The sequence below is a fragment of the Pseudomonas sp. NC02 genome (genome assembly GCF_002874965.1).
Classification (GTDB): Bacteria; Pseudomonadota; Gammaproteobacteria; order Pseudomonadales; family Pseudomonadaceae; genus Aquipseudomonas.
In genome coordinates, this window is sequence record NZ_CP025624.1 from 5,133,139 (window position 1) to 5,159,342 (window position 26,204).

The following is a 26,204-nucleotide window of genomic DNA, read 5'->3' on the forward strand; positions in this document are numbered from 1 at the left end:
CATTCTGCGCAGACACAGCGCCAGGATCGCAGCCTTTGGCAGCGCCTTTCGGGATATTGCGTATAGCGATCCCGTCAGGGGCTGCCGTTTTGCGCGCCGAGATTTTGTGATTTTGCGGTATCGTGAGTTCCACCGCCTTTTCCGATATGTGGCCCTTCCTTGAAACAGATCATCGTCCTCCTGATCCTGCTGCTGGCCTTGCCGGCGCACGCCGCGAAATTGACCGTCGAGCTGGATCACGCCAGCAAAACCTGGGAAACCACCGAACTGCTCAAGCGTCGGGATGTGCAGACGGTGCAGATCGTTGATGACGTTTCCTACAAGCGCAACATGACGTATCGCGCAGTGCCGCTGGCAGCACTGTTGCCGGGCATCACGCCGGAAAACCATCTGCAGGCAGTGGCCCTCGACGGCTTTGCCGCGGAACTGACGGCGGCACCGCTGCTATCAAAAAGCGGCGCGCGGGCCTGGCTGGCGGTGGAAGATCCGGCGCATCCGTGGCCGCCACTGGCAGACGGCAAGCCCAGTGCCGGGCCGTTTTACCTGGTGTGGACCGATCCACAGGCCGGGCATATCAGCCCTGAGCAATGGCCGTTTCAGATTTCCGGGATCAAGCAGTTGAAGACGGTGGCGGAGCGCTTCCCGGCGTTGTTGCCGGATCCGAAACTGGCGGCGAATGACCCGGTGAATCAGGGGTTCGCACTGTTCCAGAAGAACTGCCTGGCATGTCATCGCCTGAACGGGGCCGGCGATGCGCAGGTGGGGCCGGACCTGAATATTCCTTACAACCCCACTGAATATTTTGCCGGGGATTTCCTCAAGCGCTACATCCGCGATCCGCAAAGCATGCGGCACTGGCCACAGGCGAAGATGCCGGCGTTTGCCACCAGCGTGCTGCCGGATGCGGACCTGGATCTGCTGGTGGGGTATTTGAAGCATATGGCGGGCAGAAAGCAGCCTTAAGGCTCAGGTAAATCTATGGCGAGGGAGCTTGCTCCCTCGCCACAAAAAGCTTTCCTGGCACAGAGAGCTTTCCTGCTACACACAGCTCCCTCTCTCCCTGGATCCTACTGCTGCTGCACCGAAATCACCGGTGTCGGTGCTACAAATACCTTGGCATGCATCTGCTCATGCCCTCCCCCACGACGCATGCCTCGTACCGGGCAGGCGTCCAGGTAATCCAGACCCACCGCCAGCTTCAAATGCCGCTCCGGCCGCGCCAGTTGATTGGTCACGTCAAAACTGTACCAGGCGTCATCCAGCCACGCTTCAGCCCAGGCATGGCTGGCGAGGTGCTCGCAGTCTTCGCTGTACAAATACCCCGACACATAACGCGCCGGAATCCCCAGGCTGCGGGCACAGGCGAGGAAGGCGTGGGTGTGGTCCTGGCACACCCCGGCACGCCCGGCAAACGCCTTGGCCGCACAGGTGTCGACTTCGGTAGAACCCGGCGAATAGGTCATGTACTGGTTCAGCGCGTGCATCAGGTCGATCAATGCGCTGCGGTCGCGGCGTTGATGGCAATGCTTTTCGGCAAAGCTGCGCAGGGCCTCGTCCGGCTCGGTCAACCGGGTGCAGCGCAGGAACGGGAAGGCCGACTGGCTTTCATGTTCGGCCTCGCGCAATTCGTCGATATCCACTTGGCCACGGGCGCCAATGATGATGGCTTCATGGGGCTCGTCCAGGGTCAACACGTGCAGGATGTTGCCGAACGGGTCCAGTTGCGCCCGTACCGGCCGGGGCAAGTCCAACTGCCAACTGAGGACATGCTGGCGCTCGCTGTCGTGGGGCGTGAGCCGCAGGTACTGGATGCTGGCACGCACCTGGTCTTCGTAGTGGTAGGTGGTTTCGTGGCTGATGGAAAGTCTCATGCCGCCTCCAGGTATGAACTGTAAATAGCATCGCCCAACTCGCGCACGAGCGGGATGAAGTCGGTCAGCCAAGCGTGCAGGCCTTCCTCGAGAATTTCGTCGATGGCGGTATAGCGCAGGCGTGCGTCCATTTCCGCTGCCAGGCGTTGGGCCGGGCGACCGTTGATGCCGGGCAGGCTGCCAAGGATCTGGTCGATCTCTTCACTGCAGGCCCGCAGCGACCGCGGCACGTCGGCGCGCAGCAGCAACAGCTCGGCGACTTGTCGGGCGCCCGGGGCATCACGGTAGATTTCGGTGTAGGCCTCGAACGACGACAACGCCCGCAACAACGCACTCCATTGATAGTAGGCATGGGCGGTACCATCGGTGACCGCTTCGGCCTGGTCGCCGGCCATTTCATAGCGGGCGTCGAGCAAGCGCAGGGTGTTGTCGGCGCGCTCGATAAAGGTGCCCAGGCGAATAAAACGAAAGGCGTCGTTACGCATGATGGTGCCGTAGGTGGCACCGCGGAACAGGTGGGAACGTTCCTTGACCCACTCGCAGAACCGGCTCATGCCGTAGCGGCTCAGGCCTTGCTGGGCGATGTCGCGAATTTCCAGCCAGGTGGCGTTGATGTTTTCCCACATGTCGGCGGTGATTCGCCCACGCACGGCATGGGCACTGGCGCGTGCAGCGCCGAGGCAGCTGTAGATGCTGGCCGGGTTGGCAGCATCCAGGGCGAAGAAGTGCAGCAGGCGTTCGGCGTGCAGTTCACCGTGGCGCTCGCGGTAATCGTCGAGGGTGCCGGTGATCAGCAGCGGCATCGCCAGTTCATGCAGGCCATCGCCGCGCCCGTCCTGGGGCATCAGCGACAGCGAATAACTGACATCGAGCATCCGCGCGAGGTTTTCCGCGCGCTCCAGGTAGCGTGACATCCAATACAAATCCGAGGCAGTTCTACTCAACATATTTCAATCCTCGACCACCCAGGTGTCTTTGGTGCCGCCGCCCTGGGACGAGTTGACCACCAACGAGCCTTCCCGCAGCGCCACACGAGTCAGGCCGCCGGGGACCACACGGGTTTCCTTGCCTTGCAGCACAAACGGGCGCAGGTCGATATGCCGTGGGGCGATGCCGTTTTCGACGAAGGTCGGGCACGTCGACAGGCACAGCGTTGGCTGCGCGATGTAGGCGTGGGGCTTGGCCTTGATGCGTGCACGGAAGGCTTCGATTTCCGCTGCCGAGGCGGCCGGGCCGACCAACATGCCATAGCCACCGGAGCCCTGGGTTTCCTTCACCACCAGTTGCGGAAGGTTGGCCAGTACGTGGGACAGTTCACTGGGATTACGGCACTGGAACGTCGGAACATTCTTCAGGATCGGTTCTTCATCCAGGTAAAAACGGATCATCTCGGTGACGAAGGGGTACACCGACTTGTCATCCGCCACCCCGGTGCCGATGGCATTGGCCAACACCACGTTGCCCGAGCGATACGCCGCCAGCAGGCCCGGTACGCCGAGCATGGAGTCCGGGTTGAAGGCCAGCGGGTCGAGGAACGCGTCGTCGAGGCGACGGTAGATCACATCCACCGCCTTGGGACCATCGGTGGTGCGCATGAACACGCGGTCATCACGCACGAACAGGTCGGCGCCTTCCACCAGTTCCACGCCCATTTCCCGGGCCAGGAATGCATGCTCGAAGAACGCACTGTTGAAACGCCCAGGCGTCAGCACCACCACACTGGGATTATCCAGCGGGCTGGAGCTTTTCAGGGTGTCGAGCAACAGGTTGGGATAGTGGTCGATGGGCGCGATGCGCTGGGCCGCGAACAGTTCGGGGAACAGGCGCATCATCATCTTGCGGTCTTCGAGCATGTAGCTCACGCCGCTGGGGGTGCGCAGATTGTCTTCGAGGACGTAGTAAGTGCCGTCGCCATCGCGTACGAGGTCGACACCTGAGATGTGGGAATAGATATCCCGATGCAGGTCCAGGCCCTGCATCGCCAACTGGTATTGCTCGTTGGCCAGCACTTGCTCGGCGGGGATGATCCCGGCCTTGATAATGCGTTGTTCGTGGTAGAGGTCGGCGAGAAACATGTTCAGCGCCTTGACCCGCTGGATGCAGCCGCGCTCGACGATCCGCCATTCACTGGCCGGGATGCTGCGGGGGATCGTGTCGAAGGGGATCAGGCGCTCGGTACCTTGCTCATCGCCATACAAGGTGAAGGTGATACCGGCCCGGTGAAACAGCAAATCGGCTTCGCGCCGGCGCTGGGCCAGCAGTTCGGCCGGCGTGTCAGCCAACCAGCGGGCGAATTCGCGGTAATGGGGGCGCACCTGCCCTGCCCCGTCGTACATCTCATCATAATAAGTGCGGATCATGCCGTACTCCTTGTCACCCGGACGCCAGAACCATCGCAAGGCCCGTGCCAGCGGCATAAACACTTAAGTATCAATCAGTTGGATATAGACGCAGGTCTCATCGCACCGTCCCGGTGCAGCAAATGCCCGCTGTCATGGGCGGCGCCTCATTGCAATGCAGGCCATGACTATCACCAGCATAGTCAGAGTTGATTTCACTGCCCGGCAAACCCCGCGGATAATCACCTCCATCAGCTGAACAGGACGCGTCCTACAGCTTCATCCATTGCGCATTACCGCTTGTACCGAATCGCTCTCCTCCTTTGCGATCTTCCCTTTGGCCACCCTGCTCGGGTGGCTTTTTTTTGCGCAGGATTTTTCCCGCGCCAGAAACAAAAACGGCCGACCCAAAGGTCAGCCGATACGCTGTGTTATTGCTCATGCCGCTACATGGGTAACCCACGCACCTCCTGTTTCACGCCCCATCCCTCGATGATCCCGCCCAAAGGCTCGACCACCGCCTCAAAGTCCTGCTCGAAGTCTCCTATGCCGTCGTAGGTGGCGAACATAATTTTGCTCAATTCCAGGTACCATGCGCCGTCATCCCGCGCGCTGACCTGGGCATTCAGGGATTCCCCACGAAACCGACCCGCAGCCCGCCGCGCACGTTCCTCATCCGGGAAAATGGCGTAGAACTCGATGGGGTGGAAACGCGAGAAGTCAAAGCCGCCCTCTTTCATGCGGCGCAACACGTTGGTGCTGATGTCTTCTTGATAGGCTGTGCTCATGAAACGTCCTCCTCAAACCGATGGATAGACTTTCCGTGCTTCCCAAGGCCCGCGCTGCAAGGGCGCGGGTGTTACGGCAGTGACGTCGCCGCTGGGAGACAAGCATGTAGCTGACAAGACCAGACCTTAGCGATTCATTCGCTGATCTCCATTGCAGAGTAGCGCGAAGCTATCACCTCCACCAGAGTCTGTTTAAAGGCGTACAGGGAATATTCAGGCGGCGGGTTCGACGTTGAGGTCTTTGATGCTGTTTTGATCTTTCAGAATCTTGACCGTGGGTTCGGCAATACGCCCCTCCAGATCGTTGAGATCCAGTTCCTCCAGCACCGGTGATACGCGGGCGCGAACCAGGCGCGCGGCTTCTTCAAGCGTGGGTTTCTGCTCGCACTCGAATTGCTCGACTACCGACTCACCATGATCATTGGTGAAGGAAACGTTCCACTTTGGCATCAGAGCCTCCTCGATAAAACCCATGGGTGGGCTTACATCTATCTGGACCTTGAGGGCCTGGAAATCGTTCCACTCAAGGCAGGAGGCACCTGATCAACTGCAGTTATTTTTCAGCGTGTTCTTTCAGCGCTTTCAAGGTGTTGAACGGTGCGTCCACCACGAACTTGTTGGCCAACCAAGACGGCACGCTGCCACCTGGCTCGGTGTGCACCTGGTAGGTCACTTCGGTCAGGTTGTCGCCTTTAGGCACCAGTTTCCAGTAACCATCGACCTGGGCTACGCGCACGTAGCCTTTGACTTCTGGCTGGTAGGTCGGCACTTCCAACAGCTTGCGGGTGACGGTGCCATCGGCAGCCTTGGTGGTGGTGATTTCCAGGATCGAGTCACGATCGGTCACCGGGAACGGTGCCTTGAACTGGGTGTAGGTCCAGCTCTTGTCGCCTTCCTGCTTGAGCAGTTTCTGCGACTTGCATTCGTGGATCCAGGAACAGGCCCCCGCCACGTCTTCCTGCAGCGCCTGGATCTTGGCCAGCGGCGCCTTGATGGTCGTCACACCGCGATAAGCCTTGTACTTGGAACCGGCAATTTCACTCAAGGACACTTTGATGCCGTCTTCATCCTTGGCCGTCTGCCAGTCTTCAGCATGCGCTGCGGCAGCGAACAACGCGGTAAAACCGCACAACACAGCAATTCGTTTCAGTGAACCCATGGTCTTATTCCTTATTGTTGAAGTTCAGTACTTTGAACAGCCCACTAAGCCGCCGTCATCTGTTCCCACCAGCCGATCAACCTGATCGCTTCTGCCTGGCTACTGCCGCAGACCTCGATATCCGCCTGGAACGAACTACACACTGCCGGCCGCTCAGGCTGGCCAAACAACTGGCACAGTTGTTCGACCGAAAGATGCAGGCAGCGTTCGCCCGCCGGTTTGCCGGCAGGCATTCCCGGCAACGGAGAACTGATGGATGGGGCAATGCAGCAAGCGCCACAGCCTTCACGGCATTTCATGACGAACAGATCCTCGACAACTCAAGTGTTGATGGCCACGTAAGACTACGCCCTTAAACAGACGTTTTAAATTGGCTTAACAGGGGTTTTTCACCGAAAACAAAAGTGACTGACCAGTCTGCGACAGAAGGTCAGGAGTGCGCGTCACGTTTACTCGTCGGGTTTATTGCTTGAACTGGAAATCCAGCGCTGCGCCTTCTACTTCGCGGCGTTCTTCGTTGCGCAGTTGCAGCTGCATTTCATTGCTGAGCAGGCGCCCGTTGATCTGGAATGCACTGTTGTCAGTGGGCTTTTCGGCAAACATCGGCGGCAGCAGCGGCACGTTCTTCGGCTGCGGCATGGTGCCGAGGGGTTGCAGGTGGCGGACCATGTTGGACGGCAGGCTCAAATCCAGCTCTGCAGGCGGCAGCGGCGTCTTGGCGACTTCGTGGGCCGACTTTGACTTGCTGGCGATAGGCGCACGTTTTTTCACCGGCGTTGCTTTCTTTGCGGGGGCTTTCTTCGCGACCGGTGCCTTCTTGGCCGCAGCGGCTTTTTTCGCCGGCACCGTTTGCTGGGAGCTGGCAGCAGGCACCGCTTCACTAGCGGGAGCCGCCAGGACAGCGCCAGCGTTACACAGGCTTAACACGCAGATCAGCAGGGCAGCAGGAAAGGTATAAGTCATATCGCCAGCAGCATTAACGGCAGAAGGCCATATGCTCGCTTGTTGAGGACGGTATGACAAGCATGGTAATTAGCCAGCTACCCGTCGTGTCCCCTTTCCATGCCTCAAAAACCCGCCGCAGTCTCCTGGCATAACTGGCTTGCCAGCATCCCGAGGGTCATCAAGGCGCGCTCCGCCTCGCGGTTCCACGGGGTGCCGCAGTTCAGGCGAATACAGTGGTTGAACTGTTCCGTATTACTGAAGATCAGCCCCGGTGCAATGCTGATGCCCTGCTGCAAGGCGCGCACGTGCAGTTCCTGGGTATTGACCCGTCCAGGCAAACTGACCCACAGGATAAAACCGCCGGTCGGGCGGGTCATCTGGGTGCCTTCGGGAAAATACTGCTGCACGGCCAGCTGGAACGCGCTGAGGTTCTTGCGGTACTCCTGGCGGATATAGCGCAGGTGGCGGTCGTAACCGCCATTCTCCAGGTACGCCGCCGTGCCCATCTGGGTCACGCTGCAGGCCGAATGGGTGCTGAACATTTGCAGGCGCTGGATTTCCTGCTGGTACTTGCCGGCAATCATCCAGCCAATGCGAATGCCCGGTGACAGGGTCTTCGAGAAACTCGAGCAATAGATGACCCGGTCCAGACGGTCGTAGGCTTTCAGGGCCTTGGTGCGGCCCAGTTCGAACATCAGTTCGCCATAGATATCGTCCTCGACCACCTGGATATCGAAATCCGAGGCCAGGCGCAGCAACTGTTTCTGCCGCTCTTCGGGCATGGTGCCGCCCAGGGGATTGCTCAGGCGCGTGGTCAGCACCAGGGCCTTGATCGACCATTGGTTGGCTGCCAGTTGCAGGGCTTCCAGGCTCATGCCGGTGGCCGGGTCGCTGGGGATTTCGATGACCTTCAGGCCCAGCAGATCCGCCAGTTGCAGCAAGCCGTAATAGGTCGGTGATTCGGCGGCGATCAGGTCGCCGGGGCGGGTCAGCACCCGCAGCGACATCTGCAATGCATCGACACACCCATGGGTGATCACCACTTCGGAGGGGTCGACCACCACCCCGGCATCGCGCATACGGATCGCCACCTGGCGCCGCAGCGGCTCGAAACCCGGGCTGAACATGTAACTGAACGCCCGCGGGCTCTGGAAACGCGTGACCTTGGCCAGTTGCTGATGCAGCGCGCGCACAGGCAGGTAGTCGACACTCGGCACGGCGGCGCCCAGCGGGAACACGCCTTCGCGACGGGATTCCACCAACACCTGTTGAATGATGCTGCTGCGGGTGACCAACCCTGGACGCTCGACCCGTGCGATGTCCGGCGTGGGCGCAGTGAGCGCCGGCGTCTGGTGCACGTAATACCCGGACTGCGGCCGCGCGCGAATCAAACCCTGGTCTTCCAGGTTCGCGTAGGCCTGCAACACGGTGGCGTGGCTGACGTTGAGCTGGGAGCTCATTTTGCGTACCGAAGGCACGCGCTCGCCCGGTTGATAGACACCGCGGCGGATATCCTCAGCCAGCTGCTGGGCGATACGTTGGTAGAGCAACAGATTGGTCATGACGCAGCACTCGATTTCACGGGTATTTTATTTTTGTGTGAAACATACCGGCACAGTTTAGAAGTGTACGGGGACAGTTGCCACAATAGTCGAGCGCGGGCGGCAGTGATAGAAAAAACTGTAAGGGTTGCGAACTGAATCGCGGGCATAAAAAACCCGATCATTGATCGGGCTTATGTGGGAGCTGTCGAGCTTCAGCGAGGCTGCGATGCAGGCGCTGCGGTCTCGCAGGTGCACCGAGGCGATCCTGTCGCAGCCTCGCTGGGGCTCGACAGCTCCCACAGGAATCAGCTTTCACCTTGAGAATCAGGTTCAGCGAGCAGCGCCCAACTGGCCTTTTTCGTCGGAGAACACAATTTCTACCCGACGGTTCTGCGCCCTGCCCCGCTCAGACGCGTTGGCCTCGACCGGATACTGATCGCCGTAGCCTTCGACCTGAATGCGTTTTTCGTCGATCCCCAGGTCGCTCAGTACATCCGCAACCGCTTGAGCGCGGTCCCGGGACAGTTTGATATTTTCCTGTTCGCCGCCGGTATTGTCGGTGTAACCCTCGATGCGCACCACGCGCTTGGGGTTCAGTTGCAGGAACTGCACCACTTTGAGCACGGTGCGGTTGGCCGAGTTTTGCAGCTCTGCATCACCCGTATCGAACAGCACGTCACCCAGGGTCATCACCAGCCCGCGATCAGGCTGGACGGTGGTCAGGCTGGATATCTGCGCCTCAATCCATTTGCCCTGTTGCTGAACGCTGGAGAGCTTGGCTTCACGCAGGGCCAGTTGCAGGCGCTGGCGTTCCAGCTCCAGCTTGACCCCACGCTCCTGATTGAGTGCCTGCTCGGTGTGTTCCCGGGCAATCGCGCTGTAGCGCTGGCTCAGGTAGGCGTAATGCGCCACATCGGCGCCGCTGCCCCAGAAGCTGGAGAAACGGTCGGCACGGGCCAGGGACTCACCGGCGCGAATCACGTCCTTGGGTGCGATACGCAGCACATTCGAATCTTCCTTGACCTTCTGGAAGTCAGTGCTGGCCTGTTGCAAGGCGAGGTTACTGTCGGGGTGCGTCGCACAACCACCCAGCGCACTGCCCAGCAACACCACACAGCTCAACCCACGCATCAACGGGCTCATTGGGCGTCTCCCAACTGCAACTGCTTGCGCAGGCGGGTGATGCGGGTGTTGAGCACGTTCAGTTGCTCCTGGCTTTTGCGGGTCAGCACCCGCGCTTCCGCCAGGCGGGCGTCCAGCTCGGCTTCTTCAGCCTGCATGCGGGCGTCCTTGTAGGATTCATCGGCCATGTCGGCACGGGCCTGGGTGAACTTGTCTTCCGCCAGCTTCAGCTCGGGCGAATCGCTGGCAACGGCGCCCACGGCGCTGGCTTGTTCCAGGGCTTGCTGGGTCAGGCGCATCTGTTCATTCGGCGCAGGATCGGCTGCACATCCCGCCAGAGCTACAACGGCGAGGGCCGCGAAAAGAGGTCGAATAGTCACTGAAAATCCCTACTTTGTTGGGGTGCCGACGGGTTGCTGCAACTGCGCTTTCCAGCGCTCAAGATTGCTCTGCAGCGCGGTTTCCGCCAGACCGGACGCGGGCAATTCTGTCATCTTTTTGGCGAGCTGTCCGCGCAACCACGGATCGTTGCAGGCGGAGTTGTGGGAAATGGCCAGGTACAGGCCCGGCTGGTCGATGGGGATTTCGCGCGCCACCAGGTCGTTGCTCATGCCCAACGTCTGGGCCATGGCCATGCCGGAATAACGTCCGGCGAGCACGTAGTCCACTTCTCCCAATAGCAGTTTCTGGAACGCCGGGGTCAGGCTGGGCAGGCGCTGCAGGGTCAGTTGCTCACCGGCGAAGGTTTCAAAGTCGCGGCTCAGGCGCGCCCTTTCCGACACCGCGCCCTTGTGGCCCTGCAGGTCGCTGGCCTGGCTGTAGGCCAGGGAGGAATCCTTGCGGGTCCAGACCAGGTAATCGGTTTGCACCAATGCCGGGTGGATGTAGTCGAGGGAGTCCAGGGCGTCGAGGGTCAATGGCGCGTCGGCGAGGATGTCCATGCGCCCGCTGCGCACTTCTTCCAGCGCCAGGGAACGTTTGCCGCCGTACAGCAGGTCGATTTTCACCCCGAGGTCCTTGGCCACTTGCTGCAGCATGTCGGCGGTGGCGCCGATCAAGTGCGTGGGGTCCTGGGGATCACGCCACAGATAAGGCGGGGCGTCCGGGCTGCCGGTGATCACCAGGCGATCACATTTGCCCGCCGCCAGCGACACCGTCGGCAGCAGTGACAGGGCCAGCAGTACAGTCCAGGGACGCAATTCCATGGCAGGGTTCTCCAGTTGAAAAATTACCGGGCAAAAAAAAGCCCGGTCAAAAGACCGGGCTCTTTATAAGTGAAGCGGCTGGATTAGACCAGCTTCTCCAACTCGGGTACGGCTTCGAACAAGTCCGCCACCAGGCCGTAATCAGCCACCTGGAAGATCGGTGCTTCTTCGTCCTTGTTGATCGCAACGATCACCTTGGAGTCTTTCATACCGGCCAAATGCTGGATTGCGCCGGAGATACCGACGGCGATGTACAGCTGTGGCGCAACGATCTTGCCGGTCTGGCCGACCTGCATGTCGTTCGGTACAAAACCTGCGTCGACGGCAGCGCGGGAAGCGCCGACCGCAGCGCCCAGCTTGTCGGCCAGGGCGTACAGGTGCTTGAAGTTGTCACCGTTCTGCATGCCGCGGCCGCCGGAAACGACGATCTTGGCAGCGGTCAGTTCCGGACGATCGGACTTGGCCAGCTCTTCGCCAACGAAGCTGGAAGTGCCAGCGTCGTGGGCAGCGGCCACAGCTTCAACCGCAGCCGAACCACCTTCAGCAGCAACCGGGTCGAAACCGGTGGCACGCACGGTGATGACTTTTACCGACGCAGTGGACTGCACGGTAGCGATGGCGTTACCGGCATAGATCGGACGCTTGAATGTGTCGGCGCTTTCTACCGAAACGATCTCGGAGATCTGGTCAACGTCCAGTTGCGCAGCAACGCGCGGCAGGATGTTTTTGCCATTGGAGGTGGCGGCAGCCAGGATGTGGCTGTAGCCAGCGCCCAGCTCTGCAACCAGCGGCGCAACGTTTTCCGGCAATTGGTGAGCGTAGGCTGCGTTATCGGCAACCAGTACTTTGCTCACGCCAGCGATTTTGGCAGCGGCTTCAGCCACGGCGCCAACGTTTTGGCCGGCGACCAGCACGTGGATATCACCACCGATTTTGGCGGCGGCGGCAACAGTGTTCAGGGTGGCCGGAGCCACGACCTTGTTGTCGTGTTCTGCGATTACCAAGATAGTCATGGTTAGATTACCTTCGCTTCGTTTTTCAGTTTCTCGACCAGTTCAGCCACCGACTTGACCTTGATGCCCGCGCTGCGTGCAGCCGGCGCTTCGACTTTTACGGTCTTGTTGGTGGAGGCGGTGGAAACGCCCAAAGCATCCGGAGTCAGCACTTCGAGAGGCTTCTTCTTGGCTTTCATGATGTTTGGCAGGGACGCGTAGCGCGGCTCGTTCAAACGCAGGTCGGTGGTGACGATGGCTGGCAGTTTCAGGGAAACCGTTTGCGCGCCGCCGTCGATTTCGCGGGTCACGGCAACCTTGTCGCCGCTCACTTCGACTTTCGAGGCGAAGGTGCCCTGACCGTAACCGGTCAGTGCAGCCAGCATCTGGCCAGTCTGGTTGTTATCGCTGTCGATGGCTTGTTTGCCGAGGATCACCAGCGATGGCTGTTCCTTGTCGACAACGGCTTTCAACAACTTGGCAACGGCCAGGGAAGTCAGCTCTTCAGCGGATTCGACGAGGATGGCGCGATCGGCACCCAGCGCCAGGGCGGTACGCAGCTGCTCTTGAGCAGTGGTCGGACCGATGGAAACGACGACGATTTCAGTCGCAACGCCTTTCTCTTTCAGGCGTACGGCTTCTTCCACGGCGATTTCGCAGAAAGGGTTCATCGACATCTTGACGTTAGCGAGGTCGACGCCGGAATTGTCCGCCTTGACGCGAACTTTCACGTTGTAATCGACAACGCGTTTGACAGCTACAAGAACCTTCATGGATTCCTCGTTACTCTCCGGTGAAAAGAAAGTCGCCTAGGCGAACCTGGCGGTTTGATGCTCATCGGCACACAAGGGCACCTCCAAAAACACCGGCAATCGTCGGCGGGGGACCTTGCTCACGGGAGTGATGACCGTTCGTCAGCGGTGACTGAGAGGTCATTCATTATCGTGGCGTGTAAACTGCGCGCCATCGTGGCTCGCGCGTCACCCTTATTTGCCTTCAGCCTGTCTTTCGAGGTGGCCTTGAAACCCACAGTCTGCCTACGGGATGCGCAAAACCGACCGTATATTGACCGGAACGCCTATTCCGGTCAATACGCCAAAATGGTCAGTTATAAGCCGCGTTGCTTTGATTTACCTAGCTTGCGGGCAATTCAAACAAACGTTTGTATTGGACGCTGAGAGTGGTGTAGATATAATGCGCCACCTAGAGAGAAAGGTGGGTCGTCCCCTGCCCTTTGCATGAGATTGATGCAGGCATTGTGGGACGGATCACCGAACCTCCACCCATTAGAAAAAAAAGCCGTTGAGCCTTGAGTAGGAGATAGCCTGTGGAACGCGAATACATGGAATTCGACGTGGTCATCGTCGGCGCTGGCCCGGCAGGCCTGTCTGCCGCCTGCCGATTGAAGCAGAAGGCCGCCGAAGCCGGTAAGGAAATCAGCGTCTGCGTGGTCGAAAAAGGCTCCGAAGTCGGCGCTCATATCCTGTCCGGTGCCGTGTTTGAACCCCGTGCCCTGAACGAACTGTTCCCGGACTGGAAAGAACTCGGTGCACCGCTCAACACCCCTGTTGTGCGTGATGACATCTATGTACTGCGCTCCAGCGAAGCTTCCACCAAAGTGCCTGACTTCTTTGTGCCCAAGACCATGCACAACGAAGGCAACTACATTATTTCCCTGGGCAACCTGTGCCGCTGGCTCGCCCAGCAGGCCGAAAACCTGGGTGTGGAAGTCTACCCAGGCTTCGCCGCCCAGGAAGCGCTGTTCGACGAAAACGGCGTGGTGCGCGGGATCATCACCGGTGACCTGGGCGTCGACCGTGAAGGCAACCCGAAAGAAGGCGTCTACACCCCGGGCATGGAACTGCGTGGCAAGTACACGCTGTTCGCCGAAGGTTGCCGTGGCCACATCGGCAAGCAACTGATCCAGCGCTTCAACCTGGACAGCGACGCCGACGCCCAGCATTACGGCATCGGCCTGAAGGAAATCTGGGAAATCGACCCGGCCAAACACCAGCCAGGCCTGGTGGTGCACACCGCCGGTTGGCCGCTGGACATCATGAGCGCCGAGAACACCGGCGGTTCGTTCCTCTATCACCTGGAAAACAACCAGGTGGTCGTCGGCCTGATCGTCGACCTGTCCTACAGCAACACCTTCCTGTCGCCATTCGACGAGTTCCAGCGCCTCAAGCATCACCCCGTGCTGGCCCAGTACCTGGAAGGCGGCAAACGCATCAGCTACGGCGCCCGTGCCATCTGCAAAGGCGGCCTGAACTCGCTGCCGAAAATGGTGTTCAAGGGCGGCGCGCTGATCGGCTGCGACCTGGGCACCCTGAACTTCGCCAAGATCAAGGGCAGCCACACCGCGATGAAGTCCGGCATGCTCGCCGCTGACGCCGTGGCAGACCGCCTGTTCGCCGAATCCGAAGGCGGTGACGAACTGACCGCTTACGTCGACAGCTTCAAGAACAGCTGGCTCCACGAAGAACTGTTCGCCAGCCGCAACTTCGGCCCGGCGATGCACAAGTTCGGCCCGATCATTGGTGCCGGCTTCAACTGGTTCGACCAGAACATCCTCGGCGGCAAAATGCCGTTTACCCTGCACGATACCAAGCCGGACTACGCCTGCCTCAAGTTGGCCAAGGACAGCAAGAAAATCGACTACCCGAAACCCGACGGCAAGCTGAGCTTCGACAAGCTGAGTTCGGTGTTCATCTCCGGTACCAACCACGAAGAAGAACAACCGTGCCACCTGAAGCTGAAAGACCCGAGCATCCCGATCGGCACCAACCTGCCGCTCTACGATGAACCGGCGCAGCGCTACTGCCCGGCCGGCGTGTATGAAGTGATCACCAAGGAAGACGGCGAGAAGCGCTTCCAGATCAACGCCCAGAACTGCGTGCACTGCAAGACCTGTGACATCAAGGACCCTTCGCAGAACATTACGTGGGTGACGCCGGAAGGTGCGGGTGGGCCGACTTACCCGAATATGTAATCCGCTGCTTGAACAGAAGGCTCCCAAATGGGGGCCTTTTTTTGTAGCCCGGAAAAAGACCCATCGACTCGGTCAAATGTGGGAGCGGGCTTGCTCGCGAAAGCGGTGTATCAGTCACAGATGTTTTGGCTGAACCACCGCTTTCGCGAGCAAGCCCGCTCCCACCTTTTTGACCGAATTGTGCCTGGGAGAGTTATGCCGCCCGCTCATCCCCGGGGCTGCGCTCGAAGTAGCGCTTGTATTCCCGGCTGAACTGCGACGTGCTCTGATACCCCACACTGTGGGCCGCCTGCGCCACGCCCATGCCTTCCACCAGCAGCAACTGCTGTGCCTTGAGCAACCGCAGACGCTTGAGGTACTGCACCGGCGACAACAGCGTGCAGCGCTTGAAGTGTTCGTGGAAGGTCGACGCGCTCATGTGCGCATAACCCGCCAACGTCTCGATATTCAGCGGCTCGGCGTAATGGGCATGCAGGTGATTCAACGAAGTCGCCACCCGGGAAAACTGCCCCTGCTGCTCCACCAGCGCCCGCAGCACATCCGCCTGTGGCCCGCGCAATGCGGTGAACAATAACTCCCGCACCCGCGCCGGGCCCATGATCCGGCTCTCCAGCGGATCGTGCAGGCACTGCAACAGGCGTTCGACACAGCCGCGCATGGCGTCGTCCAGCACCACCGAACTCATCGACTCCAACGTCTGCGCCGCCGGCGGTGGCCCGCTCTGGATCCCCATCGCCATCACCAACTCACCCAGCACCACCCGATCAATGCCCACCGTCACACCCAACAGCGGTGCATTCGGCATGGCAAAAGTCTCGCATTCGAACGGCACCGGCATCGCCTGGATCAGGTAATGCCCCGCGCCGTACTCCAGGGTACGCGGGCCCAGGTACGCGACCTTGCTGCCCTGGGCGACGATCATCAGGCTCGGTTCATAAATCTGCGGGCCCCGCGCCACATCGCAACTGGCACGCAATACCTGCACGCCCGGCAGGTTCGTGGGCGAGAACCCATCACGGGGTGTCAGGGGTTCGATCAAGGCAACCAACGCGGCATTGGCATCGACATGGCGGGTCAACAACATGGCAAAAACTTCGCGAAAAAGGGGATGAGACCATCATCGCAGGTCTGGCGCCACAACGATCCAATCCAGGTGCACTCCCGGACGAATAGGCATGAGACTCGGAGCAATCGCCATGGCCGCACCCAGGCACGGCGCGGAGAATGCGCCACCTCACCTGTTACTGCACCTGCGAGGTTTCTCCATGTACACCGCCATCGGTTATGCCGCTCAATCGGCCACCACTCCCCTCGCCCCCATGTCCTTCGAACGCCGTAGCCCGCGCGCCGATGACGTGGCGATCGAAATTCTCTACTGCGGCGTCTGCCACTCCGACATCCACCAGGCACGCAACGAATGGGGCATCGCCGTGTACCCGCTGATGCCGGGCCACGAGATCGTCGGTAAGGTCACCGCTGTCGGCGCCAGCGTCACCGCGCACAAAGTCGGTGACCTGGTGGGTGTTGGCTGCATGGTCGACTCCTGCCGTCACTGCGACGCCTGCCACGCGGACCTCGAGCAATACTGCCTCGAAGGCCCGACCATGACCTACGCCACGCCAGACCGGGTCGATGGCAGCAACACCATGGGCGGCTACTCCGACAGCATCGTGGTCAGCGAGCACTTCGTGGTGAAGATCCCGGCCAAGCTCGACCTGGCCAGCGCCGCGCCGATCCTCTGCGCCGGCATCACCACTTACTCGCCGCTCAAGCATTACGGCGTGAAGGCTGGCGACAAGGTTGGCGTTCTGGGCATGGGCGGTTTGGGCCATATGGGCATCAAGTTCGCCAAGGCCATGGGCGCGGAAGTGACGCTGTTCACCCGCTCCGCGAGCAAGGCTGAAGAAGGCCGTCGCCAGGGCGCCGACCACGTGATCGTGTCCACCGACGAAGCCCAGATGAAAGCCGCTGCCGGGCATTTCGACTTCCTGCTGGACACCATTCCGGTGCAGCACGACTTGAATCCCTACCTCGACGTACTGCGCTTTGACGGCGTGCACATCCTGGTAGGTTTGATCGAGCCGGTCGACCCGCCCGTCAACGCTGCCAAGCTGGTGCTGGGCCGCAAAGTGCTGGCCGGTTCGTTGATCGGTGGGGTTGCCGAAACCCAGGAAGTCCTGGATTTCTGCGCCGAGCACGGCATCACCTGCGACATCGAGATGCTCGACATCCGCCAGATCAACGAAGCCTACACCCGCATGATTGCCGGTGATGTGAAGTACCGCTTCGTGATCGACATGGCGACCCTCAAGGCCTGACCAAGATCGTTCCCACGCTCTGCGTGGGAACGCATGCTGTGACGCTCTGCGTCACCGTTGCGCAGGGCTCAAGTGCTGGACGCGGAGCGTCCGAAGCGGCATTCCCACGCGGAGCGTGGGAACGATCACGGCCTGATCAGGCCTTCGCGCCCAACTCCGCTGACAGCCGTGCTGCGACCTGTTTGATCACAGGGATCAGCTCGGCCATTTTCTCCAGCGGCATGTAGGGCACGGTACTGGCGATGCTGATGCCGGCGACGATTCGCCGGCTGGCATCGCGCACCGGTGCCGCGACACAACGGATCGACGGTTCGTTGTCTTCCAGGTCGAACGCATAACCGCCCGCCACGTATTCCTGCATGCGCTGTTCAAACTGCGCCCAGGATTGTTCGGGGTGCTGCGGCCACTGCAGATTCTTCCCGCCCGTCGGCAGGCTGACCTGATACAGGCGCTGCCACTCTTCCACGCTGTCATCCAGCAACAACGCCTTGCCGATCCCGGTGCGCGCCAGCGGCATGCGATGGCCTACACGCGAGCGCATTTCCGGGCCGTTGCGGCCAGGGTTCTTGTGCAGGTACAGCACGTCATCGTATTCGCGAATAGCCAGGTGGATGGTATCGCCGGTCAACGCCGACAACTCGTCCAGATACGGCACTGCCAGGCTGACCAAAGGCAGTTCTTCACGGGCCTGGAAACCCAGCTCGATCAATTTGGGACCCAGCAGATAACCGACTTGCGGCACTACGCGCAGGTAGCGTTCTTCCACCAGGCAACTGGCCAGGCGGTGAGTGGTGCTGCGGGTGGTGCCGATGCGCTTGGCGATTTCCTTCAGATCCCGCGCACCGGCCGCCACTGCCTGCACCACGCCCAGGCCACGAAGCAGGGTTTGAGTGCCGGTGGGCGCGGCTTCTTTGACGGGAGTTTGGGCGTTTTCCTGCATATCGGGCCTATTGGGAAGTACGAAAACGGCGAGCATTATGGCAAATGCGGACCAGCAAAACAGAGGAGATCAAAATGTGGGAGCGGGCTTGCTCGCGAATGCGGTTTTCCAGTTAATGCATACGCTGACTGACACACCGTTTTCGCGAGCAAGCCCGCTCCCACATTGGTCGTGTGGCGCCCTTTTTATCGTTGTTTCATCCTGTCGATAATCACCGCCAGCAACAGGATCGAGCCGCGAATCACGTATTGGTAGAAGGTGTCGATGTTCTTCAGGTTCATCGCGTTTTCGATGATCGCCAGAATCAGCACCCCGGCAATCACATGCCGGATCATCCCGATCCCGCCGCTCAGCGACACCCCGCCCAGCACGCACGCCGAGATCACCGTCAACTCGAACCCCTGGCCAATCATCGGTTGCCCCGAGGTCATCCGCGACGCCAGGATCACCCCGGCCAACGCCCCGATTACCCCGTGCACGGCAAAGATGATGATCTTGGTGCGATCGACATTCACCCCGGCCAACAGCGCCGCTTCCTGGTTGCCACCGATGGCCATGGTGTTGCGCCCGTAGGTGGTGTAGTTCAGCAACCAGCCAAAAAACACAAAGCACAGCACGGTGATGACGATTGGCACCGGCACGCCAAACAGCTGGCCGTTACCAAAGACGAAGAAGTTTTCGTCCATCACGCCGACCGCCTTGCCGTTGGAAAAGATATACGCCAGCCCACGCACGATCTGCATCGTCGCCAGCGTCGTGATCAACGCGTTGATCCGCAGCTTGGCGATCACGATGCCGTTGATCAGCCCCACCACCAGGCCCATGGCCAACGCAGCCGACACGCCGAAGAACACGCTGTCGGTGTCGCGAATCACGATCCCCGCCACCACGCCCGAACAGGCGATCACCGAACCCACCGACAAGTCGAAGTGCCCCGACGCCAGGCAAAACAGCATGGTGCAGGCCGCAATCCCCACAGTGGAAATCGCCAGCCCCAGGCCACGCATGTTCAGCGGCGAGAGGAAGTTGTCGATGAAGATGGCGCTGAGCACAAAGATGCTCAAGGCCGCCAGCAGCATGACCCAATCATCGAGAAACTTGCGCTGGTTGAACCCCGGCCAGAAGCTTCTTGCAGTTTTTACCTGTGACATACCCACCTCGTATTCTTCAGTCCCGCGTACGCGGAAGAGCCAGTTGCAGCAGCCGTGCTTCGTCCGCTTGATCGCGGGTCAATTCGCCGGTCAGGGCGCCTTCGCTCATCACCAGGATGCGGTCGGAGATGCCCATCACTTCCATCAGGTCGCTGGACACCACGATCACCGCGATGCCACTGGCCGCCAGGTTATGAATGATCTGGTAGATCTCCGATTTCGCACCGATATCAATGCCGCGGGTCGGCTCGTCCAGCAGCAACACTTTCATCGGCATCGACAACCAGCGGCCGAGAATCGCCTTCTGCTGATTGCCGCCCGACAGGAACAGAATCGGCTGGTCCGCCGACGGCGTGCGCACGTTCAGCGCGCTGATCTGCCGCTGGGCGTTGGTGCGTTCCCAGCCGCCCTGGATCAGCCAGCCGAAGCGCGCATGGTCACGCCGCGCACTGATATTGATGTTCTCCGCAACACTCGCGCGGGGTACGATGCCTTCCTTCTTGCGGTCCTCGGGGCAGAGCAACACCCCCGCCGCAATCGCATCCCGTGGTGTCTTGAACGTCTGCGCCTGGCCATGCAGCACCAGAGTCCCCTGGGTGCTGCGGGACAGCCCGGCGAGCAGGCGCAACAACTCTGTGCGCCCGGCCCCCACCAGGCCGAACAGCCCGAGAATCTCGCCCTTGTTCACCTGCAGGCTCACCGGTTCCTGCAACCCCGGCCCGAGCAAACCTTCGACTCGCAGCGCTTCACCGCAGTGCTCGCGCGGCCTGTAGTCGTAGATATCCTGGATATCGCGCCCGACCATGCAGTTGACCAGTTGGTCGACGTTCAACTGCGTCATGTCCTCGAACGTGCGCACGAAGCGCCCGTCCTTGAACACCGTCACCGCATCGCAGATACGGAACACTTCTTCCATGCGGTGCGACACGTAGAGGATCACCCGGCCTTCATCCCGCAGTCGGGCGATGATCACCATCAGCCGCTCGATCTCACGGGCCGAGAGGCTGCTGGTGGGTTCGTCGAACGCAATCACATGGGCGTTGCGCGACATGGCCTTGGCGATTTCCACCAGTTGCCGCTGGCCGAGGGACAGGCTGCCCAGGCGCATGTTCGGATCGATTTCATCCGCCAGGCCCTTGAGCAGTTCCCGTGCCTTGCGCACCATCGCCCCGCGATTGACCACGCCAAAGCGCGACGGCATATGCCCCAGCAGCAGGTTCTCGGCGACGGTCATTTCCGGCACCAGTTGCAGCTCCTGGTGAATCACTGCGATGCCGCTGGCGATGCTGTCGGCCGCCGACTTGAAACTCACGCTGCGTTCGCCCAACTGCAAGCTGCCGCTGTTGGGCGGATAAAAACCGCCGAGGATTTTCAGCAAGGTCGACTTGCCCGCGCCGTTCTCGCCCATCAGCGCATGCACCGAATGGGGCCGCGCTTCGAAGCTGATCTGCGCCAGGGCCTTCACCCCGGGAAACTCCTTGCCGATGCCGTTGAAGCGCAGGCTCTCTGCAGCGGCGCTGTTCATTTCCACAGACCGATCTTGCTCAACTCTTCCTTGAAGTTGGCGCGGGTGATCAGGGTCACGTTATCCAGTGCGGTGAACTTGGCAGGCTCAGTGCCTTTGGTCACCCACTCGAACATCGAGGTCGCAGTTTTATAGCCGGACGCATCGGGGCTGAGCAGCATCGAGCCGTAGAAACCGGTGTCGGATTTCTTCAGTTCTTCGATGGCGTCGGTGCCGTTGATGCCCACGCCAATCACGTTTGTGGCCTTGAAGCCGGCGCTTTCGGTGGCGCGTACGCCGCCCAGTACGGTGCTGTCGTTCATGCCGCCAATCAGCAGGTTTTTCGCGCCACTGGGCAGTTTCACCAGGGCCGAGTTGGTGGAGTCCATGGCGCCCGGCACGTCGAGGGTTTTCTGTGCGGTAAACAGGATGTGGTCAACCGGCAGGCCGGCGGCCTTGAGGCCTTCTACCGAACCGTCGGTGCGCTTCTTGCCGGTTTCCAGCTCGTCGAAGGTATTGATGACGGCGTAGGTGTCCTTCCAGTCCCAGTTGCGATGCTTGGCTTCGGTGGCCATGGCCTCGCCTTGTTTCTGGCCGATCTTGTAGGCGTCCAGGCCGACGTAAGGCACGTCTTCCATGGGCTTGCCCTTGGCGTCGACGAAGCGGTCGTCTACCGCCAGCACTTTGAGGTTATTCAGCTTGGCCTTGGCCATGATCGCAGGGCCCAGGGACACGTCCGGCGGGCAGATCACGAAACCCTTGGCGCCGTTGGCGGCCAGGGTGTCGATGGCGGACAGGGTTTTCTCGCCGTCGGGCACGGCGATCTTGATCACGGTGAAACCATGGTCTTTGCCGGCTTTTTCAGCGAAGGCCCATTCGGTCTGGAACCAGGGCTCTTCCGCCTGCTTGACCAGGAAGCCGATCTTTACTTCTTCGGCAGAGGCCAGGCCGCTGAGCGCCATCGTGAGGGCAAGGGTGCCTAGTGTTTTCTTGAGCATGAACCACCTCTTCTTGTTATTTGGAAAAGTTTTAATCGTGGTACATCACCGACCGCCCACCATCGATCATCAGGCAGGTGGCATTGATAAAGGGCGCCTCATCGGTCGCAAGAAACAGTGCCGTCATCGCCACTTCAATCGGCTGGCCGATGCGCTTGGGCGGGTGCAGGTCGAAGGCACGCTGGCGCTCGGCGTGCGGGTCGGCAAAGCCGTTCCAGTAATCGACGTTGAGTTGGGTTTCGATATAGCCCGGCGCGATGGCATTTACGCGGATGCCCTTGGGCGCGTATTCGATACCCAGGGCGCGGGTCAGCCCGAGCAAGCCGTGCTTGGCCACCGGGTACGGGAAGCAGCCGGGAATGATGTGGCTGGAGTGGGTGGAGGCGATGTTGATGATGTTGCCGATGCCTTGCTCGATCATGTGCGGCAACACGGTACGGCAGCCGTACCAGGCGCCGTCGAGGTCGATGGCGAAGCAGCGGCGCCAGTCTTCGTCGGTCATTTCCAGCGGGTCGCGGAACACGTTGACGCCGGCGCAATTGACCAGCACATCGACGCGGCCAAAGCGTTCGATAGCTACGTCCACCAGGGCGCGCCATTGATCCTTGGAAGTGATGTCGACAGGTTGTGCGTAGATCTCGGCGCCGTGTTCGCGCCAGTGGGCGGCGACCTGCTCGACCTTCTCGCCCTGGATATCACCGATCACCAGGCGCGCCTGCTGAGCCTGGAAGCAGGCGACGATAGCCTCGCCAATGCCTTGGGCGGCACCGGTGATGACCACGACTTTGTTCTTCAGTCGCTCGCCGTAAGTCGGCTCGGGCACCGGAGGTAACGACAACGGTTGTGCCTGCATCGCTTCACCTGTTTTGTTTTTGGTAGTGAGTGCTGATGCGCAAGACTATAAACCCAGAAACCGGAACATCTCAATATATAAATTATCATCCCATATAGTGAGCAAATATATAAAAAAACCGGCTTTAAAAGCCGGTCCTTTATGCACACTTAACCCTGTGCGAAATCCCTGAGGGCGTCGCCTTCCATGCGGTAGCGTACCCACTCTTCCTGGGGCTGGGCACCGATGGATTTGTAGAACGCGATGGCCGGCTCGTTCCAGTCCAGCACGCTCCACTCGAAACGCCCGCAGCCGTTGTCACAGGCGATTTTCGCCAGGTGGCGCAGCAACTTCTTGCCCGCCCCGCCACCGCGTTGCTCGGGGTTGATGTACAGGTCTTCGAGGTACAGGCAGTTGCTGCCCAGCCACGTGGAATAGCTGAAAAAGAACACCGCAAAGCCGATCGGCAAACCGTCGCGCAGGCAGATCAGGCCGTGGGCGGTGGCACTTTCACTGAACAGGCTGCGCTCGATGTCCACCACGCTGGCGATCACTTCGTGCCGGGCTTTTTCATAGTCGGCAAGCTCGGTGATGAAGGTCAGGATCTGCGCAGCATCGCTGGGCACGGCGGGGCGAATCTCGATGGTCATGGGCAGGCCTTGTCAGGGAAAGAGAGCACACATACTAAGGCGCTTTAATGACCGATTGCAGTGCAATTTGATTCGCGGCTAACCTGCAGGCCATCGACCTTTGAGAATCCCCATGCCCTTCACGCCCTTGACCGACCTCGCCGCGACGTTATTGCCTCACGCCCTTGAGCCTTCGGAAGACGGCGCCCACGACCTGTCCCACTTGCAACGGGTGTGGCACAACGTGCGGTCGATCCAGGCAGAGGAAGGTGGCGATCTGGAGGTGCTGCTGGCGGCGGTGCTGCTCCATGACTGCGTCGCGGTGGAGAAGAATTCGCCGTTGCGTTCCAAGGCCTCAACATTGGCGGCGGACAAGGCCGGGCAGATTTTGCAGGGGTTGGCGTGGCAGCCCGAGACGATTGCAGCGGTGACCCACGCCATCGAGACCCACAGCTTTTCGGCGGGCCTGACGCCGGTGACGCTTGAAGCAAAGATTATGCAGGATGCCGACCGTTTGGACTCCCTGGGCATGATCGGCGTGGCCCGCACATTTTACATCGCCGGGCGCATGGGCAGCGGGCTGTATGACCCGGCTGACCCAACGGCGCAGCATCGCGAGTACGACGACAAGCGCTTTTGCCTCGACCATTTCCAGACCAAGCTGCTGCATCTGGCGGGCGGATTTCAGACGCCGACGGGGCAACGCATGGCCCTGGCGCGCCATGAGCGGTTGAAGGGTTTCATGAACCTGTTCATCGAAGAAATAGGCACGCCATACTCCGCTGCGGGCTAACGCAAGCGCCGCGAACCACAGAACAATCCCACGTGCCGTGCATGGTAAAAAGTTGGGCATAAATCCAACAGACGCAAGGCTCCCCCATGCACGCCTCACCTGCGGTCGGCGGAAAACTGTTCGCCCTTTTCTGCCTCGCCAGCTACCTGCTTTCCCTGTCCTATGGCTCGACATTCTTGCTGTCGCTGCTGATCCATTCGCGCGGCGGCAACGAACACGACGCGGGCAGCGTGATATCCATGGCGATGCTCAGCACCTTTGTGGCGGTGCTGGTTTCCGGGCATCTGGCCGACCTGCTGGGGGCTGCCAGGTCGATCGCCCTGCTCGGCGTATTGCTGGTGGTGGCGTGCGTGGGCTTTGCGCTGGCGCCGGGGTTCGGCGAGGGCTTGATGCTTTTTGGCTTGTCATTGGGGTTGGGCTGGGGCGTCTTCTATACGCTGGGGCCGATCATCGTCGCGATGCTGGTGGAACCGGCGCAACGGGCCAAGTATTTTGCCCTGCTGTCGGGCAGCATGATGACCGGAATCGGCTCCGGGCCACTGCTGGGGCGGGCGGCAAGTGCCCTGGATTTTTCGCTGACGGCGGCCTTTCATATAGCAGCGCTGGCGAGCCTGGTGGGTGTGCTGATTTTCTGGCGACTGGGTCGCGCGCTGAGTCAACACACCGCGCCGGTGGCGAAGATTTCCTGGTCGGCCACGCGCCAGGTGCTGTCATCGAAAGCGGTGTTCGCGATCATCATGGTGGGCCTCGGCGGTTGCGTGTTTGGCGGGCTGTCGAGTTTCCAGACCAGCTACGCGGCGTTGCACGGGCTGGACTATTCGCTGTTCTTCCTGGGCTTCATGAGTGCGGCGATTACCAGCCGCCTGCTGATCGCCGGCATCGTGGTCAAGCGTGATCCGTATTGGGCGGCGTGTGTGTTGTCGGGGTTGATGCTGGTGTCGATTTTCCTGTTCGGGTTCAGGGTCAGCGGCAACTACAGCTACCTGCTGGCAGCCGTCACCCTGGGCGTCGGTTACGGCCTGACGTATTCGGTGATCAATGGTTTGGCTGCGAACGAGGCTCCCGCCGGCACCACCTCCCAGGCGTTGCTGTTGTTCAGCCTGGCGTACTTTATCGGGGTGTTCGGTTTCCCGTTGCTGGCGGGCAAGGTCATCGTCGAATACGGCATGCCGACCCTGTTGATGAGCGTGCTGGCGGTGGCGCTGCTCAATTGGCTGATCACGGTGGCGCGGTTGATCTGGCGCCGAATTTCGTCACACAAAATCTTACAAGCGACCTAAGACCGTTCGTCGGTATCGAGGCACGAATCACAAACGAGGGCGGACCAATATCAGGTAAGGACATTAATCATATGGAGACACCATCATGACGACTTCCAAATTTGCCGCCCTCGCCCTCACCGGTTTGCTGTCTGCTGTTTCGCTGAGCAGCTTTGCCGCCTCCACAGGTTCCAGCACCGGCCCGACCGACCCTGTCGGTAGCCCGCCCAACCCGGCCGCCCAGGAGTCGAAGGACTCGATGGGTACCGGCATGGACACCAACGGCGGCGCCATCATCGACAACAGCAGGGACCCACGCACCCAGGGCGACGACACCAATCGCAACAGCGGTGCGGTGCCCAACGGCAAAATGGGACCAGGTGCCACTTCGCCCTCGATCAATAAAGGCGATGACTCCAACATCCCCGGCGCGCCAAAACAGCCAGCGCCTTAATGCGCAAGAAAGACGAACACCCAACCATTTCCCAGTGAAGAGGTATGCATGAACGTCGATCACAACCTTGAAAAAGAAGTCCTCACCCGTCTGCTCCACGCTCATCCCAGTGGGTTGGGCAAAGAAGTGCTGGACAACTACCGAGGTGAAAAAGTGGTGGCCAGCGCCTTGGCCACCTTGCAGGACCGCGGGTGGATCAAGGAAGGCCATGTGACCTGCAACGATGCCGGTGAACATTCGCTGAACCTGCCGATCAAGCTCACCGCGTCCGGCGTGGAAGCGGCTCGCAAGCTTGAAAGCGAAGCGAGCCAATAACACACCTTGCCTGGTCTGGCCCTTGTATCTTGTATGAGGGCCAGAAGGAGTATC

General features: G+C 60.4%; 28 protein-coding genes. 7 read left to right on the forward strand and 21 right to left on the reverse strand.

The genetic code is table 11. The features are described 5' to 3' along the window. Positions 1–159 precede the first annotated feature (159 nt). Positions 160–963 carry a cytochrome c gene (locus C0058_RS23925; RefSeq protein WP_102369691.1) on the forward strand — a complete coding sequence of 268 codons (804 nt, stop codon included), beginning with the start codon at positions 160–162 and terminating at the stop codon, positions 961–963. A gap of 104 nt (positions 964–1,067) precedes the next feature. On the opposite strand, the gene C0058_RS23930 is transcribed toward C0058_RS23925, so the two are convergent. From C0058_RS23930 to C0058_RS23995, 14 genes are all read right to left on the reverse strand, one after another. Beyond that, a complete protein-coding gene (locus C0058_RS23930) occupies positions 1,068–1,871 on the reverse strand; it encodes a transglutaminase family protein (RefSeq protein ID WP_004371203.1) in 804 nt (267 codons plus the stop codon). After that, positions 1,868–2,818 (reverse strand): alpha-E domain-containing protein, encoded by a 951-nt coding sequence (locus C0058_RS23935; RefSeq protein ID WP_004371204.1) that lies wholly within the window; start codon positions 2,816–2,818, stop codon positions 1,868–1,870. The genes C0058_RS23930 and C0058_RS23935 overlap by 4 nt, the downstream gene beginning before the upstream one ends. A 3-nt stretch (positions 2,819–2,821) precedes the next feature. Continuing rightward, on the reverse strand, positions 2,822–4,231 hold the full coding sequence (locus C0058_RS23940) for a circularly permuted type 2 ATP-grasp protein (RefSeq protein WP_004371206.1): 1,410 nt from the start codon (positions 4,229–4,231) through the stop codon (positions 2,822–2,824). A gap of 425 nt (positions 4,232–4,656) precedes the next feature. Then, positions 4,657–4,998 carry a ribonuclease E inhibitor RraB gene (locus C0058_RS23945; protein ID WP_003193463.1) on the reverse strand — a complete coding sequence of 114 codons (342 nt, stop codon included), beginning with the start codon at positions 4,996–4,998 and terminating at the stop codon, positions 4,657–4,659. Positions 4,999–5,211: 213 nt separating this feature from the next. After that, the gene (locus tag C0058_RS23950; protein WP_008434908.1) at positions 5,212–5,472 is read right to left on the reverse strand and encodes a hypothetical protein; all 261 of its coding nucleotides are present in this window, start codon (positions 5,470–5,472) and stop codon (positions 5,212–5,214) included. A gap of 79 nt (positions 5,473–5,551) precedes the next feature. Further along, on the reverse strand, positions 5,552–6,157 hold the full coding sequence (locus C0058_RS23955) for an START domain-containing protein (RefSeq protein ID WP_004371215.1): 606 nt from the start codon (positions 6,155–6,157) through the stop codon (positions 5,552–5,554). A gap of 44 nt (positions 6,158–6,201) precedes the next feature. Then, the gene (locus C0058_RS23960) at positions 6,202–6,456 is read right to left on the reverse strand and encodes a YkgJ family cysteine cluster protein (RefSeq protein WP_004371217.1); all 255 of its coding nucleotides are present in this window, start codon (positions 6,454–6,456) and stop codon (positions 6,202–6,204) included. Between the two features lie 163 nt (positions 6,457–6,619). Next, positions 6,620–7,120 (reverse strand): translation initiation factor 2, encoded by a 501-nt coding sequence (locus tag C0058_RS23965; RefSeq protein ID WP_102369692.1) that lies wholly within the window; start codon positions 7,118–7,120, stop codon positions 6,620–6,622. A gap of 104 nt (positions 7,121–7,224) precedes the next feature. Beyond that, on the reverse strand, positions 7,225–8,664 hold the full coding sequence (locus C0058_RS23970; protein ID WP_008434911.1) for a PLP-dependent aminotransferase family protein: 1,440 nt from the start codon (positions 8,662–8,664) through the stop codon (positions 7,225–7,227). A gap of 312 nt (positions 8,665–8,976) precedes the next feature. Next, positions 8,977–9,789 (reverse strand): OmpA family protein, encoded by an 813-nt coding sequence (locus C0058_RS23975; RefSeq protein WP_004371220.1) that lies wholly within the window; start codon positions 9,787–9,789, stop codon positions 8,977–8,979. Beyond that, positions 9,786–10,148: a DUF4398 domain-containing protein gene (locus tag C0058_RS23980; protein WP_008434912.1), complete on the reverse strand. Its 363-nt coding sequence runs from the start codon at positions 10,146–10,148 to the stop codon at positions 9,786–9,788. Before C0058_RS23980 ends, C0058_RS23975 begins: the two co-directional genes overlap by 4 nt. Before the next feature lie 9 nt (positions 10,149–10,157). After that, positions 10,158–10,973: an ABC transporter substrate-binding protein gene (locus C0058_RS23985; RefSeq protein WP_102369693.1), complete on the reverse strand. Its 816-nt coding sequence runs from the start codon at positions 10,971–10,973 to the stop codon at positions 10,158–10,160. Between the two features lie 83 nt (positions 10,974–11,056). Further along, positions 11,057–11,986, reverse strand: a complete 930-nt coding sequence (locus C0058_RS23990) for an electron transfer flavoprotein subunit alpha/FixB family protein (RefSeq protein WP_004371223.1) — start codon at positions 11,984–11,986, stop codon at positions 11,057–11,059. A 2-nt stretch (positions 11,987–11,988) separates the two neighbouring features. Beyond that, positions 11,989–12,738 carry an electron transfer flavoprotein subunit beta/FixA family protein gene (locus C0058_RS23995; RefSeq protein ID WP_004371224.1) on the reverse strand — a complete coding sequence of 250 codons (750 nt, stop codon included), beginning with the start codon at positions 12,736–12,738 and terminating at the stop codon, positions 11,989–11,991. 554 nt (positions 12,739–13,292) lie between these two features. Here C0058_RS23995 and C0058_RS24000 point away from each other — a divergent pair. After that, positions 13,293–14,957 carry an electron transfer flavoprotein-ubiquinone oxidoreductase gene (locus C0058_RS24000; RefSeq protein WP_087692763.1) on the forward strand — a complete coding sequence of 555 codons (1,665 nt, stop codon included), beginning with the start codon at positions 13,293–13,295 and terminating at the stop codon, positions 14,955–14,957. A 193-nt stretch (positions 14,958–15,150) separates the two neighbouring features. Here C0058_RS24000 and C0058_RS24005 read toward each other — a convergent pair whose 3' ends face one another. Beyond that, on the reverse strand, positions 15,151–16,041 hold the full coding sequence (locus tag C0058_RS24005; protein ID WP_004371227.1) for an AraC family transcriptional regulator: 891 nt from the start codon (positions 16,039–16,041) through the stop codon (positions 15,151–15,153). 181 nt (positions 16,042–16,222) lie between these two features. On the opposite strand from C0058_RS24005, the gene C0058_RS24010 reads away from it, so the two are divergent. Continuing rightward, the gene (locus C0058_RS24010; RefSeq protein WP_102370294.1) at positions 16,223–17,275 is read left to right on the forward strand and encodes an NAD(P)-dependent alcohol dehydrogenase; all 1,053 of its coding nucleotides are present in this window, start codon (positions 16,223–16,225) and stop codon (positions 17,273–17,275) included. Positions 17,276–17,411: 136 nt separating this feature from the next. On the opposite strand, the gene C0058_RS24015 is transcribed toward C0058_RS24010, so the two are convergent. The 6 genes from C0058_RS24015 to C0058_RS24040 all read right to left on the reverse strand — a co-directional run bounded on the left by C0058_RS24015 (position 17,412) and on the right by C0058_RS24040 (position 23,350). After that, the gene (locus C0058_RS24015; RefSeq protein ID WP_004371229.1) at positions 17,412–18,215 is read right to left on the reverse strand and encodes an IclR family transcriptional regulator; all 804 of its coding nucleotides are present in this window, start codon (positions 18,213–18,215) and stop codon (positions 17,412–17,414) included. A gap of 185 nt (positions 18,216–18,400) precedes the next feature. Next, positions 18,401–19,366 carry an L-arabinose ABC transporter permease AraH gene (gene araH, locus C0058_RS24020; protein WP_004371231.1) on the reverse strand — a complete coding sequence of 322 codons (966 nt, stop codon included), beginning with the start codon at positions 19,364–19,366 and terminating at the stop codon, positions 18,401–18,403. A gap of 16 nt (positions 19,367–19,382) precedes the next feature. Next, positions 19,383–20,891 (reverse strand): L-arabinose ABC transporter ATP-binding protein AraG, encoded by a 1,509-nt coding sequence (gene araG / locus C0058_RS24025; protein ID WP_004371233.1) that lies wholly within the window; start codon positions 20,889–20,891, stop codon positions 19,383–19,385. Beyond that, positions 20,888–21,868: a substrate-binding domain-containing protein gene (locus C0058_RS24030; RefSeq protein WP_008434927.1), complete on the reverse strand. Its 981-nt coding sequence runs from the start codon at positions 21,866–21,868 to the stop codon at positions 20,888–20,890. The genes araG and C0058_RS24030 overlap by 4 nt, the downstream gene beginning before the upstream one ends. A 31-nt stretch (positions 21,869–21,899) precedes the next feature. Next, on the reverse strand, positions 21,900–22,721 hold the full coding sequence (locus C0058_RS24035) for an SDR family oxidoreductase (RefSeq protein ID WP_004371237.1): 822 nt from the start codon (positions 22,719–22,721) through the stop codon (positions 21,900–21,902). A gap of 149 nt (positions 22,722–22,870) precedes the next feature. Further along, positions 22,871–23,350, reverse strand: coding sequence for a GNAT family N-acetyltransferase (locus tag C0058_RS24040; protein ID WP_102369694.1), 480 nt, complete (start codon positions 23,348–23,350; stop codon positions 22,871–22,873). A 112-nt stretch (positions 23,351–23,462) separates the two neighbouring features. Between C0058_RS24040 and C0058_RS24045 the strand changes: the two genes are divergently transcribed. The 4 genes from C0058_RS24045 (at position 23,463) to C0058_RS24060 (ending at position 26,150) form a co-directional block, all read left to right on the forward strand. Further along, positions 23,463–24,122, forward strand: coding sequence for an HD domain-containing protein (locus C0058_RS24045; protein ID WP_004371242.1), 660 nt, complete (start codon positions 23,463–23,465; stop codon positions 24,120–24,122). A gap of 86 nt (positions 24,123–24,208) precedes the next feature. Then, a complete protein-coding gene (locus C0058_RS24050) occupies positions 24,209–25,402 on the forward strand; it encodes an MFS transporter (RefSeq protein WP_102369695.1) in 1,194 nt (397 codons plus the stop codon). 85 nt (positions 25,403–25,487) lie between these two features. Continuing rightward, on the forward strand, positions 25,488–25,835 hold the full coding sequence (locus tag C0058_RS24055; protein ID WP_008434934.1) for a hypothetical protein: 348 nt from the start codon (positions 25,488–25,490) through the stop codon (positions 25,833–25,835). Positions 25,836–25,883: 48 nt separating this feature from the next. Further along, positions 25,884–26,150 (forward strand): hypothetical protein, encoded by a 267-nt coding sequence (locus C0058_RS24060; protein WP_087692767.1) that lies wholly within the window; start codon positions 25,884–25,886, stop codon positions 26,148–26,150. The last annotated feature ends 54 nt before the right edge of the window (positions 26,151–26,204 follow it).